We start from the raw sequence: 21,598 nt of genomic DNA, 5'->3' as shown, positions 1-21,598 counted from the left end.
GAACCTTCTTTCATGAGCGTCGTGGTTTTTCCAGCAGAATTGATTAGCCTCCCCTTTTTTCATCATAAACGAAGGTGAACAGAACAGATCGATAAGACCAGAACAGAAGGAAGGAATTCCCTGTATAATAGAGACACACGCGCAAGTGCGAATTTCGGGTTAATGAGCCTGGGGGCAAAACATATGGGAAAAAAAGTTCTTTCAAGCGGATATGCAGGCAAACTGTTTGAACAAATCTATGACTATATTCTGGATCGGATCCGTCGCGGAGAATGGAAGCCGCATGAGAAACTTCCCTCTATCCGCTCGCTGGCGATGGAATTCAATGTACATCGACTGACGGTCTATAAAGCGTATCAGCTACTAAAAGAAAATCGGATCGTTGAAGCGAAGGATAAATCCGGCTATTATGTGAGACTGAACGGCAGTCTTCCTGTGGATTCGCTGCATAATCCGATCATATCCGCTTACGTGCATGAGAGCCATCTTTCTGAAATTCATCAGGTGCAAGCCGAATATGTACTGTCAAAATCGCTGCTCGATCCGAACCTGCTCCCTAATCTTTATTTTTCGGAATATGTGAAGCAAGTGTTCGATTTGTATCCCAAAATGCTCGGTACCTATTTTACCGTGCAAGGAGACCAGGAGCTGCGGGATGCGTTGTGCCGTTACTTTACCGATTGCCACCGGTTTCACTTATCAGCAGACGAATTGTTGATTACTTGTGGATCGCAGGAGGCCATGGATTTGGTTGCCCGAGCACTGGTCAAGCCGAGAGATGCCGTTATGTTAGAGCGACCTACCTACAGCACGGCAATTGATATTTTCAGAAGACAAGGCGCAGCTATCGTTCCGGTTGAGATCCACCCGTACGGTTACGATCTGGAGCAGGTAGAGAAGCTAATGCAAGCCTACAAGCCGCGGCTATTTTATCTAAATCCTACCTTTCAAAGTCCAACAGGCTATATCGTACCCGCCGAACAAAGGAAAAGGCTCGTTGAGCTTGCCGAGCGGTATCAATGTTTGCTATTAGAGGACGATCCTTATCGCGACATTTATTTTGGCGAAGAGCCGCCACTTCCTCTTTTTGCTTACGATACGGCAGGATGGGTCATTTATCTTCGCAGCTTCAGCAAATATATCGCTCCCGGCCTCGGCATCGCCATCGTTGCGTGCCGCCCTTCCATCATGAATTACCTGATAAAAGCTAAACTGTTGTCGGACAGCGGGACGCCTTTGGTGAATCAGAAAATTTTTCTGCATTATTTTTTCTCCGAGCGGTTGCAGCAGCATTTGAAGAAGCTTCGCATTGCGCTTGCGGTTCGCAAAGATATCGTAGAACAGGAATTGTCCGCTACCGACTGGCAGTGGAACTCCCCTGCAGGTGGATTCAACTTATGGGTGAAGCTTCCGGAAACGGTGGAGATTGAACGTTTGCTTAGTACATGCATCAAGCAATCAATCACCTTTGTACCTGGAGCGATTTGCGATCCGCTCAAGGAATACAAATCATGGATACGCCTCAGCTATTCCTATCTGAATGAACAGCTATTGAGAGAAGGCATACAGAGGATTGTCGAATTAGCACACGGGAATAGCGGTTCATCTTTGAACCAATAACAACAGTGGTCAATCGCCTTGAAATTCTAGACTCAAACAAACCGACTGGATAAGGAAGCAGGAACAACGTAGAGTGTCCTAGCGGTCAGACTAAACCTGCAGCATTGAATTAAATTTTGATCCCTTACATTTTAATGTCCTTAATAAGGAACAACAAAAAAAGAGCGTGTTTTGAAAAAAGATAGTTCAAAACACGCTCTTAACATATTCTATTGGATCATTCTATTGAAAACTCACTTAGAAATCTGTAATGGTAAGAGGTGCAGTATCGCAATTCTTATCACTCGGTATGCAGATTTTAGGAAATCGGGTCGGTTTCCACGATCACCTTGACATTTTGGATGTACCGATCCTCCGGTCCTTTCACCGGAAGCCCCACATCCACATGATCGACAATGTAATCGATGTTGTCCTGGGAGATCACTTCGCCCGGCAGCAGGATTGGAATACCCGGCGGATAGACATATATGAACTCGGCAATGATTCGACCGGCTGATTCCTTGAACGGAATGACTTCGGTATCTCCATAAAATGCATCCCTTGGAATCAAGGAGAGATGAGGAATTTCCGGAATCTTCACGATTAGCTCATTTGCAGTGTTCACGCTGTAATACGTTCCAGCTAGCTCGCGGAGAGCTGTAAGCAGTACCGATACCGTTTCCTCATTGTCGCCCGGGGTAACCAGGCAGAGGATATTGTACATATCGCTGAGCTCGACCTCAATGTTATAATGCTCACGCAGCCAGTTTTCCGCTTCAAAGCCTGTAATGCCCAGATGGCGGACATGGATGGTGAGTTTGGTCGGATCATAATCAAAGGTGGCCTCGTCCCCAAGGATTTCTTCCCCGAAGCAGTACAGACCTTCCATTTCATTAATGCTGCGGCGGGCTTTTTGGGCAAGATCAATCGTTCTTTGCGCCATGTCATGGCCGTTAATCGCTAGATTGCGTCTGGATGTATCCAATGATGCAAGCAGCACGTATGAAGTAGAAGTTGTTGTCAGCATACTGATGATTGTCTGCACGCGCTGAGGATTCACATAGCCGTTTTTTGTATTCAGGTTGAGAACCGAGCTTTGTGTCATAGAACCCCCAAGCTTATGCACACTAGTTGCGGCCATATCCGCACCGGCTTCCATAGCGGACATCGGCAGATCCTCATGGAAATGGATAAGCACCCCATGCGCTTCGTCTACGAGCACTGGAACATGGCGGCTGTGGGCAAGATCGACGATTTCCTTCAGATTAGCGCATACGCCAAAGTATGTCGGGTTAATAACCAGAACCGCTTTGGCATCCGGATGGCGGTCCAGTGCACGCTGTACGGATTTGGTTGTAATGCCGTGATCGATTCCAAGATTCTCGTCGCGAACCGGAGATATGAATACTGGCTTCGCGCCGGAGAAAATGATGGCGGACATGATCGATTTGTGCACATTGCGTGGTACGATAATTTTGTCCCCAGGCGAGCATGTAGACAAAATCATGGTCATTATGGCACCACTCGTCCCCTGTACGCTGAAATAAGTATAATCTGAGCCAAATGCGTCGGCTGCAAGCTTTTGCGCCTCTTCAATAACACCGGTAGGCTGATGGAGATCATCCAGCGGCGCAATGTTAATCAAATCTATGGATAGGGCATTATCGCCTATAAACTCTCTGAACTCACTGTCAGTTCCTACGCCCTTTTTATGACCGGGAATATGAAATTGTACGGGATTGCTCGCCGCATGTTCTTTCAGAGCTGTAAATAGCGGCGTGTTACGGTGGTCCATTTTATGCTGTCACAACCTTTCTAAGCAGTTCCGGCTTGAAATCTTTCCATTTTACGCCGAATAGCAGATACATGTCCTTTTGGCCGACTTCAGCCAAGTTATATTTACTCTTAATTTCCAACGGAGTTAAGGCTTTGGTTATTCATTAAGCTAGTCTCATCTTAAAATCCTGATAACCGAACTCGCGCACGACGCGGCAATTCCCATCCTTATCCTGCACAGCGATGGCCGGCAGCGGCATGCCGTTGAAGGTATTGGTTTTGACCATGGAGTAGATCGCCATATCTTCAAATACTAATCTGTCGCCGCTCTTGAGAGGCTGATCGAAGGAATAGTCTCCGATGACATCGCCCGTAAGGCAGGTCGGACCACCGAGTCGGTAAGCGTATGGCTTCTCCCCGAATTCGCCCGAACCGACCAGAGGTGGACGATAAGGCATTTCCAGTACATCCGGCATATGACAAGTAGCCGACGTGTCCACGATTGCAATATCGATGCCGTTGCGATGGATATCCAACACGGAAGTGACCATATAGCCCGCGTTAAGCGCGATGGCTTCTCCGGGTTCAAGGTATACTTCCAAGCCGTATTTATTTTGCATTCGCGTTATGCAAGCTTCGAGCTTCGGGATATCGTAGTCTTCTCTCGTGATATGGTGACCGCCGCCGAAATTGATCCATTCCATTTGCGGCAGCCAAGATCCGAACTTGTCTTCAACCGCATTCAACGTGGTCTCCAAATCGTCCGAGTTCTGTTGGCAAAGGGTATGAAAGTGCAGTCCCGAAATGCCCTCCAGCAGTTCCGGCTGGAAATCCTCCCGTTTGACGCCAAATCTTGAGCCCGGCGAACAAGGATCATAGATCTCATGCCCCACTTGCGTTGAACATTCCGGATTGATACGAAGGCCAATTTTTCTGCCAGCAGCAAGAGCCTTCGCTTTATACTTTTCCAACTGGGAGAAGGAATTGAAGATGATATGGTCACAAATGGAAATAATCTCATCGATCTCATCTTCACGGTAAGCAGGAGCAAAGACATGATTTTCTTTGCCCATTTCTTCGTGACCCAGTCGTGCTTCGAATAATCCGCTCGCGGTCGTACCGCTTAAGTATTTTCCGATGAGCGGATACATCGCAGTCATGGAAAAAGCCTTTTGCGCCAGTACAATTTTGGCTCCCGTACGCTGCATGACGCCGTTCAATATTTTCAAGTTTTTCTCGATGAGTGATTCATCGACTACAAAACAGGGTGTCGGTAATTCCTCGAACCGCATCTTAACGAACGAGCTCCGGCTCTTTAGTTTCCTCAGGCAAGGCGTCAACTAGCACAGGGTTGAAGTCTTCTACCCATGGAAGTCCCCATTTGTTCAGCTCTTCCATGAATGGATCCGGATTGAACTCTTCAACATTGTATACGCCCGGTTTGTTCCATTTGCCGGTGAGGATCATCGCCGCGCCGATCATGGCAGGAACACCGGTTGTATAGGAGATAGCTTGGGAACCCACTTCTTTATAGCACTCTTGGTGGTCGCACACATTGTAGACATAGTACGTCTTGTCTTGGCCATCTTTTTTCCCTTTGAAGATACAGCCGATGTTCGTTTTGCCCACTGTACGAGGTCCAAGGGAGGACGGATCCGGAAGTACAGCCTTCAGGAATTGAAGCGGAATGATTTGTTTCCCTTCGTATTCGATTGGTTCGATGGAGGTCATTCCAACGTTTTCAAGCGCCTTCAAATGCATGAGATAACTTTGGCCGAAAGTCATGAAGAAACGGATGCGTTTCAGACCAGGGATGTTTTGCGCAAGAGACTCGAGCTCTTCATGGTACAGCAGATACATGTCCTTTTGACCGACTTCTGCAAAGTTATATTCACGCTTAATTTCCATCGGTTTTGTTTCGATCCATTCCCCGTTTTCCCAGTAGCGGCCATTGGCAGACACTTCGCGGATATTGATTTCCGGGTTGAAGTTGGTTGCGAAAGGATAACCGTGATCCCCGCCATTGCAATCCAGAATGTCTATATATTCGATTTCGTCAAAGTAGTGTTTCAGCGCATAAGCCGAAAATACGCCGGTTACGCCAGGGTCGAATCCGCTGCCGAGCAGTGCTGTAATTCCTGCTTTTTCGAAGCGTTCCCGATATTCCCACTGCCATTTGTATTCGAATTTCGCCGTATCTTCTGGCTCATAGTTTGCCGTATCCATATAATGCGTTTTGGTAGCCAGGCAGGCATCCATGATCGTCAGATCCTGGTAAGGCAGAGCCAAGTTCATCACGATATCCGGTTTAACTTCGTTAATCAGAGCGATCAGCTCTTCAACGTTATTGGCATCAACCTGTGCGGTTGTAATTTTCGTTTTGCCGCCGTCCAGTTTGGCTTTCAGATCATCGCATTTGGACTTCGTACGGCTGGCGATGCAGATTTCTTCGAAGACCTCGCTGTTTTGAACGCATTTATGAACTGCTACAGATGCTACGCCACCGGCGCCAATGATTAGTGCTTTTCCCATTTTTCAATCTCCTCACCGAATTCAATTTTTTTCACTGTAAAAACGGCAACAAAAAAAGCAAGTGAAACACGCACCATGCGCATCACACTTGCTTGATATATTCAAATAATAAGACATTTCCAAATAATCAGATATTTCCAATAAGCATGATAGAACAAACTCCTAGCGTGCTTATCAGTCAACCATAGGACTCATCGTTTCATGGAAGGGCTCTTAATATTCAAATATATTTTGTTAGGATCAGAGTCTATATAGCAAATAATGCCTTTACCACTCTTATTGACCGTTTCACAAGTTGTGTGCGTATTGCACTGGTTGTAAAGTAACCAACTTATAAAATTTGAGCTTTTAACTCAATCAATAAGGCAACGAAAAGTTGCCAGTCGGCATTTGACCCGGCTGTCCGTATGGCCTTAACTTCCAGAGAGGAAGTGGTCAAAGTTTATCTGCTTGGAAAGATCCTAAATATATATTGAATATTCGCTTTCCAAAATTAGTGCTTCTTCATAATAGCAGGATCGGAATTAATGAGCAAGGAGAAATTTCAAAAAAACTAAAACCGTCTTTCTGCATACGTCGACAATTGATCAAGAACATATGCCCAGGGGTTAGACTAAATCTATGTTTTGGATATCTTGCAGCCCGGTGCCAAGTGAAAAGGCAGTGGTACTTGGCACCCAGCTTCACCAATCCACACTGCACTTTATGACAGTTACGCTGGTACAAATTTCTCATGTAAAAATCCCCCCATTAACCTATATTTTTCGTAAATAAAAAGAATCCATTTTAATAAAACATTGATCAAAACGGATTCATGCTTCGACCACGCTCATTGAAGAATAAGCGGTTATTAGGCAGCTTTCAGGTGAAAATGTTTACCCTAATAAGGATGAATCCGGATTCCGTGGGATTCAGGCTTACTAAGGAAGAAGCTAGAAAGATTGCTACCCAGTTATTAATAGCAGCTGAGGTCTCCGATGAAATCTTTTACAAGAATCACGCAAGACCAATCGAGTTTGGTTGTTCGATATACTCGATATAATGGAGGTAAAAAGAATAATGAAGATGTTCAAGCATAGGATCACCGGGCAGTATGAAGATATATAACATTTATTTCCTTAATAAATATACAAATTAAGTAGAATATAATTATCAGGAGGTGATAAAACATGAACAATGAAAAGCAAAGAGATCCCCAGCACCACACTGACCCGGCAGAGGGAAAATATTGTACAAATGAGGGAGAAAGAGTTTGTACTACTGGTGACTATTATTTAGTATGTGAAAATAATCATTGGAAAGCTGTACATGAATATTGTGAAAGCGATAAGGCCTGATTAATCAGGTCTTTTTTACGGGCTATTGTTCTATAATTCTATTAGCTAATTCTACTGTTTTTGGATCACACTTAGACTTTGCCCTTATAAACTCCCCAATCCGTATATTCATATTTTTACAATAAAAAAACTAAACTAAGAAGTCGGAACCGTACGCTCTAGCTGGATATTCATCGTTGTATACTGGTAGGGATACTATTTCCGTAGCAAGTGTTAATGTCGAATCGGTCACATATTGAAACACTTGATTAATATAAATCCATCCGTATTTCTCCTCCTCTAAATTACCTTCATCAATACACTTAATATCAATTGTTTGCCCTAAATCAATCGGATTTTTCATATCAATGACTACGATTTTTCTAGCAAGTAAGTGATAAAATAGTGTAACGCCACTTCCAAAAGGTAAGTGTGTATCTGTATCAAACTCATTAGTAATTTCACGGATACTTCGTGAATTATTCAATAGGCGATTCATAAGAGACATGGATAAATCCTCAATATTCTGGTCACCCATTTCTTGATATACATCATAGCTGCGAGTATCAAAAAAATCATAGATATAATTTAATATTTCTAGCCATTGTCTTATGAATTTCCTCCTCTATTACAGTTGCCCAATTAATGCTTCTTCGCTTCCAATATTCCCGTTCAATTTCAAACTTCTCTAACACACGTTCTTCTAACAGCTTATCTTTCATTTATATAGTATGAGCGACTTCAAATACACCTTGCCCCTTATCAACTGTTAATAAAAAGTCCGTTGTCATTCTTTTCGACACAAAAACACCCCTTTAGATAATCATATCCAAAAGGGCAAAGCTTCGCAGTTTTTTTATAAACGTCACGACTTCATTTTAAACATCGCATCTTTTTTACAAACATCGTGACTTTATTTTAAATCCTCAAAATAATGTAGCTTTTGAACAAAGTTCGATTAAAAGTAAGTTGCAAATGCACCATTTTCGTTATGCAATAAATATCTTTTATCATTAACAACATTATGGTAATCAATTTCTAAAAAATAAGTTGCTTTACTTAGAACGTCATAAAAGAAAGGAACAAACTCCAAATCTTTAAAAACATAAATTTCTATTTGTTCATCATTATTTCTATATGCTTCAAATATACGATGGTTTCCATTGATACAATAAGGTTTGTTGTTGGTTAAATATCGACTCTGAAGTACCATTACAGGATTTTTATGATTGGGTTTTATTCGGTTTGGGTCTTTATTTATGTTACCTTGGTCAACAGCTTCAATTATATTCGATGGAGAAGTCTTTATGGGTTTAATGTTTTTTTCTTTTATAAATGTAGTAGCTCCGTCTATGTCTAAGGTATACTCAAATACCCCAGTCGTGAACTCTGCATATAACGAGAATGTCTCCTGACCAATGGGATGTATCACTGGGTAAGTTTCATCTAGAAGAGTTTGGTTTAAAATATCAGTCCATTTTGAGGCAACTTCAGCCCCATAGCTGGATTCTTTCCGCATTACTTGAATGCGTGAAATAAAGTGTTTAAAAGGTTTGAATTCCTGAGACTCTTTTTCGAATAATTCTATTTCACTTACCATTTAATATCCCCTTTGCTATTTTATATTTAGAGTAACCCTCTTCAACTCTTCAGCCCCGTTAGCCATCCATGAAGTGCAAAAATAAGCTCTTCGCCACAGAAAACTCCCGTTCCTCTAACTTCTTCAGCAACTGCTATTCCTAATTCAGGAGTGTTACTGTCTACATAACCATATCCCTTATTAAATTCGTTAAACAATCTATATCAGCAGCCCCGACTGCTTGGTTATTAGTATTTAATGCTATTAATGATGTGTGCTGTATCGCCCTTTCTTTCCCAACCTTCATGATATTTTTTTATATGTGTTGAGTTTATCAAAATCCTCTTTATTTGGTTTATTTTTAGGAATATGAATAGATTCATAAAGCATATCCGTCAAAAAATCAAATTCACTTTTTTTAGATTTCTAGTAATAACCACCGTTTATACACCCCATTATTTTTTAAGACATTTTATTTACTTCTATGTAAAAAATTATTTTCCTTCTTCAATTAAACAGCCCCGTTAGTTTAAGTACATTTCTTCATAATTTCCAAAGTGATATTATCATAAATTTCCAATAATAATAAAACACCTCACCTCTTAAAATCTATAGAGGTGAGATGTTATTAATCAAACTTTATTACAATTTATCAATCTTTATTAAAATAACTTCAATCAATGCTCTTCCCTATTCCACCGTCACGCTCTTCGCCAAGTTCCTTGGCTTATCCACATCATTGCCCCGTGCCAAGCTTGCATAGTAAGCAACAAGCTGCAATGGCACTACAGACAAGGCAGGAGACAAGCGAGACAGCGTAGCTGGCAGTACGAACATGCCATCTACCGCCTTCTCTACTGCAGCAGCATTCGCTTCGTCAGTAATCGCATAAACGACACCGCCGCGCGCCTTCACTTCCTTAATGTTGCTCACTGTCTTCTCAACAAGCGCAGTCTGTGTAGCCAGTGCGATGACAGGTACTCCTTCTTCGATCAAGGCAAGTGTGCCGTGCTTCAATTCACCCGCTGCATACGCCTCGGAATGAATATATGAGATCTCTTTCAGCTTCAGCGATCCTTCCAATGCTACCGCATAATCCAGACCACGTCCGATGAAGAACATATTGTCGTGCTTCGCAATGTCCTCTGCAACCCGCTTCAGCTCGTCAGATTGCTCCAGAATGCGCTCCACTTGCTCCGGCAATGCCTGCATCGCAGCAATTTGCTCACGAATCCAAGCCTGATCGTGAAGGCCAAGCTTCTCTGCCCAGTACAGGCTGAATATCATGAAGGCAACAAGCTGTGATGTGTATGCCTTTGTAGAGGCAACCGCAATCTCAGGGCCTGCCCATGTAACAATGGTATCGTCTGCTTCACGGGCAACCGAGCTGCCTACTACGTTCGTAATCGCTAGAACCGTCGCACCGCAGCGTTTTGCTTCACGGAGTGCTGCGAGTGTGTCTGCTGTCTCACCAGACTGGCTGACAACAATAACAAGCGTCTGTGCTGTAATAATTGGCGAACGGTAGCGATACTCCGAAGCGACATCTGTCTCCACGGGAACGCCTGCACATTGCTCGATCAGCGTACGTCCGACAAGACCTGCATGATAAGCAGTACCGCATGCGACAATATGCACGTTGCGAATTTCTTGTAATTTCTCTGCAGTCAAATGCTTCAACTCAGGAAGCTTGATTCCACTGCGATCTTCTTGCATTCTACCGCGCATCGTGTCGCGATATGCCTTGGGCTGCTCATGAATTTCTTTGAGCATGAAATGGTCGTAACCGCCTTTTTCCGCAGTCAACACGTCCCAATCGACAACAATCATTTCCCGAGAAATAAAATTCCCCTCTAACGTCATCAATTCGACAGCGTCCTTAGTCAGTACGGCCATTTCGTTGTCGTTCAAAATATACACTCGACGCGTATATTGCAAAATCGCCGGAATATCCGAACCGATAAAATTCTCGCCTTCTCCAATACCGATAACTAACGGACTTGCGAAGCGAACAGCAACCAGCTTATCCGGTTCATGCTCTGTCAGGACAGCCAATGCATAAGCACCGCGCATACGCGCTGTAGCCTTCTGCACAGCCTTCACAATATCTCCGTCATACTCTTGAGCAATCAGATGAGAAATGACCTCTGTATCCGTCTCTGAACGGAATACAACTCCGGACGCGATCAGCTCTTCCTTCAGCTCCATATAGTTCTCGATAATACCATTATGAACAACAGAGAACTTCATCGATGCATCCGTATGTGGATGCGAATTCTCATTCGAAGGCTTGCCATGTGTCGCCCAGCGAGTGTGGCCAATGCCTACCGAACCTTGCAGCGGCTCATCCTCCAATTGAGAAGCAAGGACAGCTAATCTACCTTGTGCCTTGCGCACTTGCAAGCCTTCCGGTGTGAATACAGCAATGCCAGCAGAATCATATCCACGATACTCCAGCTTGCCCAATCCTTCCAACAACACCGCTTGAGAATTTCTAGCTCCAATATATCCGACAATACCACACATAATATAGACCTCCGATTATTCGCGGCCTCTCCAGTTGGCGACGTCGCACACAGAAGTCCATGCCTCATAAGCGTGAGTGCATAGCATTATTGGATGACTTATAAAGTTCAATAAGCTCATGGATAACGAGGGAAGCAGCCTAATTTGTAATAGCCTACTTCGCCAAGCAGCACAACAAGCAAGCTTGTTAGCCAGCTTGGACTCTGTGCGCTCTGTCCATCCACGAGACAGCCCGATTCTTAGTAGTTAATTAAGTTAAAACTTAATGGCAGCGATAATCAGCTGCATTGTATCTCCAAATGGATACGCCTTGACTATGCAAGTGTATCTCCATCTCATTATCAAACATACCTGCGTAAGCATGCGTTGTCAGGAAAGTCGCCTCTCCTGCATTCCGCTAATGCTCTTACGGTGCCGGTAACACACCGGGAGGTCCCCGCCGAACATTTCGAACACCTCCACCTCGTCCACTCGCTGCAATGGCCGATTCAGCAGCAAGCGCTGGCGCTTCTTGAACGGTTGCCCGTTACATTGCCAACCTCACAATCCTCACCTTCTATATGTGAATCATCTTCTAATTTTCTATTTCCTATCTTCCTTACGAAGAGGACTAGCTCATCCTCTAGCATAAGCTGTTCCTGCATCATACACCGGCTTCTTGGCTGAGCTTCCAGGCATCGGCTTCGCCTTATCCACTCTGTATTTGCGGAACATGTTCTTACATTATATTCACTTTAGCCATTTTTCGCAACAATGCTACAGAAAATAGGAAAAAAGCCGCTTACCTGACAACGTCAAGCAAACGGCTCTGAACAAGTCCTATTAAGCTAGTTCTTTCTGTACAACCTCTACAATGCGGTTTACATATCCCTCTACAATATCCGCCTCAGGGCCTTCGGCCATAACACGTATCAGGGATTCTGTCCCAGATGGACGAACGAGCACGCGACCATTGTCACCCAACTCCTGCTCAACTTCTGCAATCGCCTTCTCGATAGCTGCATTGCCTTGGTATTTCGATTTATCCCCAACACGCACGTTCACCAGCACTTGCGGGTATTTGCGCATAAGCGACTTCGCTTCACTTAAGGATTGGCCATTTGCCTTCAAGTTAGCAACCAATTGGATACCAGACAGCATGCCGTCCCCTGTCGTATTGTAATCCAAGAAGATAACATGTCCGGATTGCTCACCGCCTAAGTTATAATTACCGCGGCGCATTTCTTCCATAACGTAGCGATCGCCAACTGCCGTCTTGGCTGTATTCAACCCGTGCTTCTCAGCACCCTTAAAGAAGCCAATGTTGCTCATGACTGTTGTTACAATCGTATCACTATTCAAACGACCAGCCCGCTTCATTGCATCGCCGCAAATGAGCAGAATGAAGTCGCCGTCAACTTCCTCGCCATGTTCATCAATGGCAATCAAGCGATCCGCATCGCCGTCAAAAGCCAGACCCAAATGAGCCTTGTGGCGCAGCACTTCTTCCTTCAACATTTCCGGATGCGTTGAACCGCAATGATCGTTGATGTTCAGACCTGTTGGCTCAGCGCCAATAGCGATTACTTCTGCACCAAGTTCACGGAACAAGCGTGGTGCCAACTCATAAGCAGCACCGTGTGCGCAATCGAGCACAATACGCATTCCATCGAAGCGTTGATCAACTGTAGACTCCAAATACTCTACATAGCGCCACTTCGCATCCGTATCCACTGTAACCGTACCGAGACCTTCGCCAATTGGACGAGGAAGCTCATCTTCAGCAGCATCCATTAGCTGCTCAATTTCAAGTTCTGTCTCATCAAGCAACTTGTAGCCGTCGCTGCCGAAGAACTTAATCCCGTTGTCCTGAACAGGGTTATGGGAGGCAGAGATCATAACCCCTGCGTCAGCACCCAATACACGCGTCAAATATGCAACAGCTGGTGTAGACAACACCCCAAGCTGGATGACATCTGCACCAATTGACAGCAAACCTGCTGTCAAAGAAGCCTCAAGCATACGGCCAGATACACGCGTATCCATACCGATAACCACCTTCGGTTTGCCTGATGCCTGGTTCGTCAGTACATAGCCTCCACAACGTCCAATTTTAAAAGCAAGTTCTGCTGTCAATTCCTGATTCGCTACACCGCGTACACCATCAGTACCAAAATATTTCCCCATCGTTCGCTTCTCCTTCATGCTGCCATCAATCAATATGATCTGCTGTAGTTAGCACCTTCGATCATAAATACATCCTGTGCAGCATCTATTCTCACGTCGTAAATTTGATTTTTCATTATTCTATTCGTCAATTCATGGATGTCACACATCTCTAGTTGGAATGTTCCACTGATCCGTTCACCGCATCGGCCGGTGTTCCTTCCGCTTCATTCGAGGAAGGCGGATTCTCATGAGTGTTGGTCGATGGATTGCTTGGATGCCCCGTCTCATTCTGGGTTCCTGATGTCGAGCCGTTGCCTACTTCTTCTGGGATCGAAGTAGGAGGCTTCGGATCAGGCAATGTCGTTACGGGCGCTTCCGTATCCTTAATCACGACCTTGATCGTTAGTGGAGTTGAATCCACTCGTCGAACGAACCGAGGTAAATTTACCTGCAAGTTCACCGTATGCTCACCAGGAGGCAAGTCATTCACATTTGCAATCAGCTGAATGTCACTTACCTTCAGCGCATCAATCAGATTCGGTGCGCCAACAACAATAACGTCCATCTTGCGGGAAGCCGGTTCCGCAATCGTCGTCTCCAATCGGTCATTGTCGCCCGTTAGTGTAATAGGGACGTCCGATATCGTACGCTGTTTTACACCCGAAATTTGCAATTCGACAGTAATCTCACTCGGTTCTATTTTCTCAATGTTCGCAGGCGGCGTCAATTGTACCTTTATCTTATACGTCCCAGCAGCTTCAAATTGGCGCAAATCGACTTGTACATTATCCAAGTACTCGATCTTATCCAACGCTTCCTGAGGGCCGTACAAGGTCACCTGATTGACATCTGGAGACAAGGCTGACACAGCAAGTCCTTCCGCCAATTGTCCAGTCAAATTCACTTGGAGCGGTACGGTCTTAAATGGCTTCGTGATCGGTACTTCGACCTCGACAAAAGATGGTGTCAGGACTGCTCCCTCTACTTCATCGCCTCTCGCATTATACGCCGTCAACTTCACCCGCTTCGTGATAACAGACTCATTCGCCTTATCGACACTTACTGTACCTACTATCGATTTTACTTCAGCCATACGAGACGCGGGAAGTGTTACATGAACCCGGTTCGAAGGGCGCACAATTGGAGTGCCTGCCTTATATCCTTTGGCAGGGGTTCCTTCTGTTTGTACCTGTACTTCGTACTCCTTCGTCTGCACATCCTCCAGCTCAATCGTTGCACTGCTCGGCTCCATCGACATCAAGTCGATTCCAGTTGGCAACTCATGACGGAGCTGTACCACATGCTTCCCCTTCCCATAGCCTGTTAAATCAAGTGTTACTTTATAATCCTCTGGCAATGCAGAAGCAATTGCTGTCCGCTTGCCTCGAACCTGTATACGAACCTTATCCGGCCGTATGGACTTAATCACCTGCTGCTTCGTATCCAATCCGACAATCCGTACTTGCACGTCATCAATCCAGCGAGATTCCATGAGCGGCTGCGGAGAAGTTGGTGTTGTATCGTCTTTATGTACGACAGCGAATAGAAGCACACCTAATACTAACGCGATAATCTTCGCTGCATTATTATTCATTAACCACTTATCCATGATGCTCACCTTTTCGTTTCCAGAACATTTTTAGTTCTTTCTTCGCCTTCGGCTTTAACTCATCGAACAGCTTGGATATGAGTGATTCTTCCTTAATATCACGCACAACTTGTCCATTGATAGCAAGGGACACTTGTCCCGTCTCCTCGGAGACGACAACAGAAATCGCATCACATACTTCGCTGATTCCAATAGCTGCCCGATGTCTTGTCCCCAATTCCTTACTGATAAATGGATTCTCGGACAACGGCAAATAACAAGCTGCTGCCGCTATTTGGCTGCCTTGTATAATAACTGCTCCGTCGTGCAGTGGTGTATTCGGGATAAATAGGTTAATGAGCAACTCTGAGCTAATACGGGAGTTCATGGCAATGCCTGACTCCGTGTATTCATTCAACCCTGTCACACGTTCGAAGACGATAAGTGCACCGATCTTACGTCGTGACATATAATTAACTGCTTTAATAAGCTCGCTAATAACACGAGCCGTCTCATCTTCCTCTGCTACCGCGCGTCCACCGAACATTTTCCCTCGACCCAACTGCTCCAATGCTCGTCGCAGCTCAGGTTGAAAAATAATTACGATCGCAAGAACCCCGAACGTAAACATTTGATTCATAAGCCATTTCAGCGTATACAAATCAAACCACGTACTGATCGCCCAAGTCACAACGAGGATAAAGATCCCCTTCAGCAACTGGACAGCACGCGTTCCGCGGATGAGCACAAGTAGCTTATAAATTACATAACTAACGATTAAAATATCGATGATATTCTTGATCGTGTCTTTCCACGACATGTCCGCAAAATAATTCATGCAGGTACCCCCGGCGTTCGTTTCCCCTGATAAGATCCTGATGAGAAGATGAAGAACCTCTCTATGTATAACTATAACCTTTTCGTCTTGATGAAGCAAAATTTATATCCCATTCTTATCCATCCTTACAAAAAAGCCCTCCTGCAATAGCTGCAGGAGAGCCTCGGTACAACAGATACGGATACTGTCATTCGTTATGGCAACGACGGCCCCGTGCCGAACAAGTTCGTAAGCTGGTACCACATCCAGCTTAGTGCTTCGTCGATTTGGTGAACCGATCCCGAAATATTTGCCGTAGATGCTTGATACAGCTTCCCGTCAATGACGGTTACATCGCCCTTCACTTTGCCGTACACTTCTGCGACTCCGTTATGAATCGTTAAGTTACCTGATATTACTTTATCCGAAGGCACGATGACCTTATTATTCTCTACGACAACTCCATTCAGATCAGCGCCCTTGACCATAAGCTGCTTATCCGCATTCCACATACTTAGCGCACTTGTCATCATAACCAACACAAAGACGGCTGCGACGGTAATGGCTGGGTGACGTTTGACCCATAGCATGAACGCACTTTGCTGCTTCGGCTTCGGTATAACGCTCATGACCCGGGCCGTCAAATCATCCGATACAGGCTGCACTCGGTGATTGAAGCTGTACAGCAGAGTATCCATCTCCTCTAACTGACGAAATCGTTCGCGGCAATCCGGGCATGCAAGCATATGTTCTTTCAATTCGAGTGCATATTCCGGTGTCAAATCGTCATCTAGTAAATCATGCATTAATGAGACGGCTTGTTTGCAATCCATTTGAGCCAATCCTTTCATGGAGTCTCCAATCAGATACGATGGCGCATCCTACATTAAGAAGGATGACCCTATCTGGGACGTATCGTCATGCACCGAAGTCTTTCCCAACATTCTATACATTTTCGTTAGGGCTCATTCGGCTTGTTATACGATACGACTTGAATGCAAAATAGTTTCACTCTTTAGCCTGCTATTTTTTATCAGATTTTACGTTCCAGCTTCTTGCGGAGAAATTCTCGTCCCCGGTGCACCCTGGTTTTGATCGTGGTCACAGGCATATCCAGTACATCGCTAATTTCCTGCAGCGACATATCCTTTAAGTAACGAAGCACCATCACGGTCTTATATTTTGCAGGGAGACTCTCAATAGCCTCATGAACCATTTTCTGAGTCTCGCTTACAAGCAAGTATGTCTCAGGTGTACGATTATCGCTAGGGATCATCGCATACCCGTCAATGCCCTCCTGGTCATTCATCTCTGCATCAAGGGAATAATTCGGCTTCCGTTTGCGCAAGCGATCAATGCATAGGTTCGTTCCGATACGATAGATCCAAGTCGAGAACTTCTGAGTCTCATCGTAACGATCCAAATTGCGATATACACGCAGAAATGTATCTTGTACCACATCCTCTGCTTCATGCCGATTGCTCAGCATGCGATAGGCAAGATGGAATATTTTATCCTTATATAAATCGACAATCTCGGCAAACGCTCGCGTATCCCCTTTTCGAGCTAATCTCACGAGCCGTTGTTCTAGCGTATCCAAGCGGTCTCCCTCCATCCTCACTGCTCTTATGCCGATGTCTTCTCAATCATTGCACCTCAATGACAATGCCGGACATCGTAAGCAGGAATGCGAACCTTGGGAGCAACGTATCTTACTGTGCTCACGATCATTCACCGAATTCAGTGAATGAACAATGGCTCATTCGGGAAGCCTTGTTCCCTGCCTGTCGCTGCCCTAGGGGTGCGAGTGTGTCGATGTAGAAGCAATGCTGCTCTTCTTTGCCGACGCACTCTTTCCTATGTATAAACACAGGAAAAGTCGAGCCTCGATCGCTCAAGACTCGACTGCATCGTCGCTACTTCGTGCTGTTTACGTATCGACGTAGCCTGCGGAAATCGATCATTCCGACATTATCAACCTGTATTTCGAAGCCCTGCTGCAATACCGTTAATCGTAAGCAATACTTCCCGCAGCAATACCGCATCATCCTCTTCGTTCTCACGAAGCTCGCGCAGCTCTGCCAGCAGCTCCACCTGCATATAGCTGAGCGGATCCACGTATGGATTGCGCAAGCGAATCGATTCCTGGATGACAGGAACATTGTCGAGAATATCCTCTTGTCCGGTAATTTGCAGGATTAACGAAGAAGTCAATTTGAATTCTTCCTCAATTTGCGTAAAAATACGCTCGCGAATGGTTTCGTCCTTAATCATGCCTGCATATTCCTTGGCAATGACAAGATCCGCCTTCGCAAGTGCCATTTGCAAGCTGTCGATCATAGACTGGAAGAAGGAATAATTCTGATACATATGGCGCATTGTTTCCATATTCTCTTCCTTGCCTTGATAGAAGCTCTGCAATCCTGTTCCTGCTGCATACCACGCAGGGAGCAAGTACCGGCTCTGCGTCCATGCGAATACCCAAGGGATCGCACGCAAGTCGTCGAAGCGGTCACTGTTCTTCCGCTTCGACGGACGTGAACCGATGTTCAGTTCACCGATCTCTGGAAGCGGCGTAGACTCCTTGAAGAACGTCATGAAGTCTGGATCACGGAAGATCAGATCCTGATACTTCTTCAGCGAAGCCTGGGAGATGCTCTCCATGAGCTCCTTCCACTTCGATTCATACAGATCCGTATGCGGCGTACGAGCCAGCGTAGCCGCTTGTATAAGTGCCGAAGTAGCTTGTTCCAAGCTTCGGTAAGCAATACCTTGTACGGAATAGCGGGAAGACAATACTTCACCCTGCTCCGTAATCTTGATGCCGCCACCAATCGTGTGTGGAGGCTGAGCCATAATACTGCGATTCAATGGCATACCACCACGACCAAGTGCACCGCCACGACCATGGAAGAACTTCAATTTCACATCGTACTTCTTCGCAGACGCCGTCAGTTCCTTCAGAGCCATACGAAGCTCCCAGTTCGCTGTAAATGCACCGCCGTCTTTGTTGCTGTCTGAGTAGCCAAGCATGATCTCCTGCAGATCATTCATTGCTTCAACAGCACTGCGGTATATCGGCAAATCAAACAACGTCTTCATGATCGCAGGTGCGGCATGAAGGTCGTCGACAGTCTCGAAAAGCGGCACAGCCTGCAATGTGCAGTGTACTTTGCCTTTCTCTTTGCGGAACAAGCCTACTTCCTTCGCCAGCAGCATGACTTCAAGCACATCGCTCGCTGCCTCCGCCATACTGATCAAGTAGCTTGTAATACATTTCTCACCGAATTCCTTCTGTGCATCATAGACGATACGATACACATTCAGTACTTCAGTTGTAGATTCACTATATTGAATATATTCCGATATCAATGGACGAGGATCATTCAGCAAGCGATTAAGAAGCTCAATCTTCTCCTCTTCGCTCAAGCTGCTGTAATCGTCCACGATGTTCATGTTAGCCAAAATTTCAGTCATTGCATTTTCATGCTCTTTACTATGCTGACGAATATCAAGTGTCGCCATGTGGAAGCCGAACAGTTCTACTTGACGAATCAGTTTCTTCACATACGTGTCTGATACATAATCTGCGAAGTGGTGGCGCAAGCTCCGGTCAATAATTCTCAGATCTTCCAAGAACTCAAGCGGATTGTTGTAACGCTGTGCTGTCCCCTTCGTCGACTCATCCAGTATATTATTCAACTTCTCGAACATGTAGATTAACTTGATACGATACGGTTCCTTCTCATTGTTCCAGTATCCCGCATGCGTCAATGTCACATTGCGGCTGTCCTCTGCAATCGAGGATAGCAGTTCCTCAGATACAGATACAATTGTAGTACTGAAGCTAAGCGTACGGAACAAGGACTTCAATCGCTCCTCGTATTTGCGAATCGCAAGTGTACGCTGCATCTTCAATGTTTCCCATGTTACATCATGGGTAACCGAAGGATTGCCGTCACGGTCGCCACCGATCCAAGAACCAAATCGAAGGTAAGTAGGCACATGCCATCCTCCGGATGGATAGTACTTATCCAGGCAGCGTTCCAATTCATGATATACATCTGGCAGAACATCGAACAGTGTCTCGTTGAAATAGAATAAGCCGTTGCGGACTTCATCGAGTACAGTTGGCTTACGATCACGCAGTTCATCCGTTTGCCACAGTGTAATCACTTCGTTCAGCAGCTTATCTCGCAATTGTTCACGCTCACGGTGTGTCAGAGTTGGATTATCCAACATTGTGACATCATCAGCGATGCGCTTATGAATATCGAGAATGGCCCGACGCATCGCCTCAGTCGGGTGCGCCGTTATGACAAGTTCCAAAGAAATGCTTTCAATAATTTCTTGCAATTCTTCTTCGGAAACTTTACGCTCCTTCAACTCCATGATCACACTCTCGATCGATCCTGGTTGAATGCTTTCACCTGCAGAGCGCTCATAATCGCGTTTGCGACGGATCCGATGATTCTGTTCTGCAATGTTCACTAACTGGAAGTAGATAGCGAATGCACGAATCACTTGATGTCGGATTTCGGGGTTCAACGTATTGATGAGTTGCTTAAACTCCTCATACAACTCGGGTAAAAATACGGCACGCAACGATTTGCTAAGCTCGCGGATCTTCTCCACAATGTTAAGCAATTCATTACCACCTTGATGGACGAGCACTTCGCCGAGTATATTACCCAGAAAACGAACGTCCCGCCGCAACATATTGTTGGAATTCGTCTTGTTTGCGGTTAACGTTAGATCAGTCATTCGTCTCCCCCTATCTCACAATTCAGTACAGTCTGAAAAGACTTTCTTAACATCATACTACAAATTGAGACGAAAATCTTTACTTTTCATTGAAAAAATCGCACGTTTCAATTGTATCCCCTTACATTGGTTCGGGTTTACAATCGATCGTTATCTTGATATCGCTAACCTGTATTTTTAGCCTTAAACAGCCTGAAATGTATGTTCATCATCCTACTCATTATGTTTCATGTAGAGCCTATAATTCATACATGATCGTCTAAATATGAACTGCGAACGCAGCTATTCTCAACAAAATAAAAAACGCCTTTCGGCGTCGATTTCATGCTGGTTAATGAAACCGGAATACTCCGGTCGCTTATCGTGCCTGTTGTTGGCACCACACGTCCCTCTCCCGGACGCGCGCGCTGAACCTTATTTCAAGAAGCATTGCAGCGCGGTACTCAACATGTCTGATTTGAAAAATGGAGCCTCTCGGCTCCATTCGGTTATTGTTCATATTGACGCTCGTCCTACTTGAGTATTTCCACGATGTTTTACGGACGGTCGAACCCTTGGTTTCTCATCACATCTATACATACAAAAAAAACGCCCTACGGCGTTGGTTTTCTTAATGGAGCGGGTGATGGGAATCGAACCCACGCTACCAGCTTGGAAGGCTGGAGTTCTACCATTGAACTACACCCGCATATTTAGATGGTCGGGATGACACGATTTGAACATGCGACCCCCTGGTCCCAAACCAGGTGCTCTACCAAGCTGAGCTACATCCCGATACTGTATTGAAGAAATGGCGCGCCCTGAGAGATTCGAACTCCCGGCCTTTTGATTCGTAGTCAAACGCTCTATCCAGCTGAGCTAAGGGCGCAAATTATATGGAGCGGACAACGAGATTCGAACTCGCGACCCTCGCCTTGGCAAGGCGATACTCTACCACTGAGCTATGTCCGCAT

General features: G+C 45.2%; 14 protein-coding genes and 4 tRNA genes. 2 read left to right on the top strand and 16 right to left on the bottom strand.

Going from position 1 to position 21,598, the window contains the following annotated elements; translation table 11 throughout:
• Window positions 1-183 precede the first annotated feature (183 nt).
• Window positions 184-1,620 (top strand): aminotransferase-like domain-containing protein, encoded by a 1,437-nt coding sequence (locus ABN764_RS09160; protein ID WP_446671661.1) that lies wholly within the window; start codon window positions 184-186, stop codon window positions 1,618-1,620.
• 298 nt (window positions 1,621-1,918) lie between these two features.
• Here the strand turns inward: ABN764_RS09160 and ABN764_RS09155 are convergent, their stop codons facing one another.
• The 3 genes from ABN764_RS09155 to ABN764_RS09145 all read right to left on the bottom strand — a co-directional run bounded on the left by ABN764_RS09155 (window position 1,919) and on the right by ABN764_RS09145 (window position 5,907).
• A complete protein-coding gene (locus ABN764_RS09155; RefSeq protein ID WP_446671660.1) occupies window positions 1,919-3,394 on the bottom strand; it encodes an aminotransferase class I/II-fold pyridoxal phosphate-dependent enzyme in 1,476 nt (491 codons plus the stop codon).
• 145 nt (window positions 3,395-3,539) lie between these two features.
• On the bottom strand, window positions 3,540-4,667 hold the full coding sequence (gene nspC, locus ABN764_RS09150) for a carboxynorspermidine decarboxylase (protein ID WP_446671659.1): 1,128 nt from the start codon (window positions 4,665-4,667) through the stop codon (window positions 3,540-3,542).
• A 1-nt stretch (window position 4,668) separates the two neighbouring features.
• Window positions 4,669-5,907 (bottom strand): saccharopine dehydrogenase family protein, encoded by a 1,239-nt coding sequence (locus ABN764_RS09145; RefSeq protein ID WP_268625835.1) that lies wholly within the window; start codon window positions 5,905-5,907, stop codon window positions 4,669-4,671.
• 1,169 nt (window positions 5,908-7,076) lie between these two features.
• On the opposite strand from ABN764_RS09145, the gene ABN764_RS09140 reads away from it, so the two are divergent.
• A complete protein-coding gene (locus ABN764_RS09140; RefSeq protein ID WP_268625836.1) occupies window positions 7,077-7,244 on the top strand; it encodes a hypothetical protein in 168 nt (55 codons plus the stop codon).
• Window positions 7,245-7,374: 130 nt separating this feature from the next.
• Here the strand turns inward: ABN764_RS09140 and ABN764_RS09135 are convergent, their stop codons facing one another.
• The 13 genes from ABN764_RS09135 to ABN764_RS09075 form a co-directional block, all read right to left on the bottom strand.
• Window positions 7,375-7,761 (bottom strand): TnsA endonuclease C-terminal domain-containing protein, encoded by a 387-nt coding sequence (locus ABN764_RS09135; RefSeq protein WP_446671658.1) that lies wholly within the window; start codon window positions 7,759-7,761, stop codon window positions 7,375-7,377.
• Window positions 7,762-8,181: 420 nt separating this feature from the next.
• The gene (locus tag ABN764_RS09130; protein WP_174807331.1) at window positions 8,182-8,823 is read right to left on the bottom strand and encodes a hypothetical protein; all 642 of its coding nucleotides are present in this window, start codon (window positions 8,821-8,823) and stop codon (window positions 8,182-8,184) included.
• A 669-nt stretch (window positions 8,824-9,492) separates the two neighbouring features.
• Complete coding sequence (gene glmS, locus ABN764_RS09125; protein ID WP_446671657.1) at window positions 9,493-11,328, bottom strand: glutamine--fructose-6-phosphate transaminase (isomerizing); 1,836 nt, start codon at window positions 11,326-11,328, stop codon at window positions 9,493-9,495.
• 822 nt (window positions 11,329-12,150) lie between these two features.
• Window positions 12,151-13,494, bottom strand: a complete 1,344-nt coding sequence (gene glmM, locus ABN764_RS09120; RefSeq protein ID WP_446671656.1) for a phosphoglucosamine mutase — start codon at window positions 13,492-13,494, stop codon at window positions 12,151-12,153.
• Between the two features lie 151 nt (window positions 13,495-13,645).
• Window positions 13,646-15,085 carry a CdaR family protein gene (locus ABN764_RS09115; RefSeq protein WP_446671655.1) on the bottom strand — a complete coding sequence of 480 codons (1,440 nt, stop codon included), beginning with the start codon at window positions 15,083-15,085 and terminating at the stop codon, window positions 13,646-13,648.
• The gene (gene cdaA / locus ABN764_RS09110; RefSeq protein ID WP_021255712.1) at window positions 15,078-15,902 is read right to left on the bottom strand and encodes a diadenylate cyclase CdaA; all 825 of its coding nucleotides are present in this window, start codon (window positions 15,900-15,902) and stop codon (window positions 15,078-15,080) included. The genes ABN764_RS09115 and cdaA overlap by 8 nt, the downstream gene beginning before the upstream one ends.
• Window positions 15,903-16,096: 194 nt before the next feature.
• On the bottom strand, window positions 16,097-16,714 hold the full coding sequence (locus ABN764_RS09105; RefSeq protein WP_028532705.1) for a zf-HC2 domain-containing protein: 618 nt from the start codon (window positions 16,712-16,714) through the stop codon (window positions 16,097-16,099).
• Window positions 16,715-16,914: 200 nt separating this feature from the next.
• On the bottom strand, window positions 16,915-17,481 hold the full coding sequence (sigW, locus tag ABN764_RS09100) for an RNA polymerase sigma factor SigW (RefSeq protein WP_021255710.1): 567 nt from the start codon (window positions 17,479-17,481) through the stop codon (window positions 16,915-16,917).
• Window positions 17,482-17,855: 374 nt separating this feature from the next.
• Entirely contained in the window at window positions 17,856-20,645 is a 2,790-nt protein-coding gene (ppc, locus tag ABN764_RS09095; protein ID WP_446671654.1) for a phosphoenolpyruvate carboxylase, read from the bottom strand.
• 614 nt (window positions 20,646-21,259) lie between these two features.
• A tRNA-Gly gene (locus ABN764_RS09090) sits at window positions 21,260-21,333 on the bottom strand.
• A gap of 9 nt (window positions 21,334-21,342) precedes the next feature.
• Window positions 21,343-21,419, bottom strand: a tRNA-Pro gene (locus ABN764_RS09085).
• A 17-nt stretch (window positions 21,420-21,436) separates the two neighbouring features.
• A tRNA-Arg gene (locus ABN764_RS09080) sits at window positions 21,437-21,513 on the bottom strand.
• An 8-nt stretch (window positions 21,514-21,521) separates the two neighbouring features.
• Window positions 21,522-21,596: transfer RNA gene (locus ABN764_RS09075), tRNA-Gly, on the bottom strand.
• Window positions 21,597-21,598: the final 2 nt, after the last annotated feature.

Origin of the sequence: Paenibacillus wuxiensis (assembly GCF_040195695.1) — a bacterium.
In the GTDB taxonomy this organism is placed as follows: Bacteria; Bacillota; Bacilli; order Paenibacillales; family Paenibacillaceae; genus Paenibacillus_B; species Paenibacillus_B suaedae.
The sequence above is the reverse complement of the archived record's forward strand: the minus strand, read 5'-3'. Positions and strand labels throughout refer to the sequence as shown.

Bases quoted from the DNA above. Each gene is read 5' to 3' on its own strand.
- ABN764_RS09160 (WP_446671661.1), top strand. From the start codon at position 184: ATGGGAAAAAAAGTTCTTTCAAGCGGATATGCAGGCAAACTGTTTGAA.
- ABN764_RS09155 (WP_446671660.1), bottom strand. From the start codon at position 3,394: ATGGACCACCGTAACACGCCGCTATTTACAGCTCTGAAAGAACATGCG.
- nspC (WP_446671659.1), bottom strand. From the start codon at position 4,667: ATGCGGTTCGAGGAATTACCGACACCCTGTTTTGTAGTCGATGAATCA.
- ABN764_RS09145 (WP_268625835.1), bottom strand. From the start codon at position 5,907: ATGGGAAAAGCACTAATCATTGGCGCCGGTGGCGTAGCATCTGTAGCA.
- ABN764_RS09140 (WP_268625836.1), top strand. From the start codon at position 7,077: ATGAACAATGAAAAGCAAAGAGATCCCCAGCACCACACTGACCCGGCA.
- ABN764_RS09135 (WP_446671658.1), bottom strand. From the start codon at position 7,761: ATGGGTGACCAGAATATTGAGGATTTATCCATGTCTCTTATGAATCGC.
- ABN764_RS09130 (WP_174807331.1), bottom strand. From the start codon at position 8,823: ATGGTAAGTGAAATAGAATTATTCGAAAAAGAGTCTCAGGAATTCAAA.
- glmS (WP_446671657.1), bottom strand. From the start codon at position 11,328: ATGTGTGGTATTGTCGGATATATTGGAGCTAGAAATTCTCAAGCGGTG.
- glmM (WP_446671656.1), bottom strand. From the start codon at position 13,494: ATGGGGAAATATTTTGGTACTGATGGTGTACGCGGTGTAGCGAATCAG.
- ABN764_RS09115 (WP_446671655.1), bottom strand. From the start codon at position 15,085: ATGGATAAGTGGTTAATGAATAATAATGCAGCGAAGATTATCGCGTTA.
- cdaA (WP_021255712.1), bottom strand. From the start codon at position 15,902: ATGAATTATTTTGCGGACATGTCGTGGAAAGACACGATCAAGAATATC.
- ABN764_RS09105 (WP_028532705.1), bottom strand. From the start codon at position 16,714: ATGGATTGCAAACAAGCCGTCTCATTAATGCATGATTTACTAGATGAC.
- ppc (WP_446671654.1), bottom strand. From the start codon at position 20,645: ATGACTGATCTAACGTTAACCGCAAACAAGACGAATTCCAACAATATG.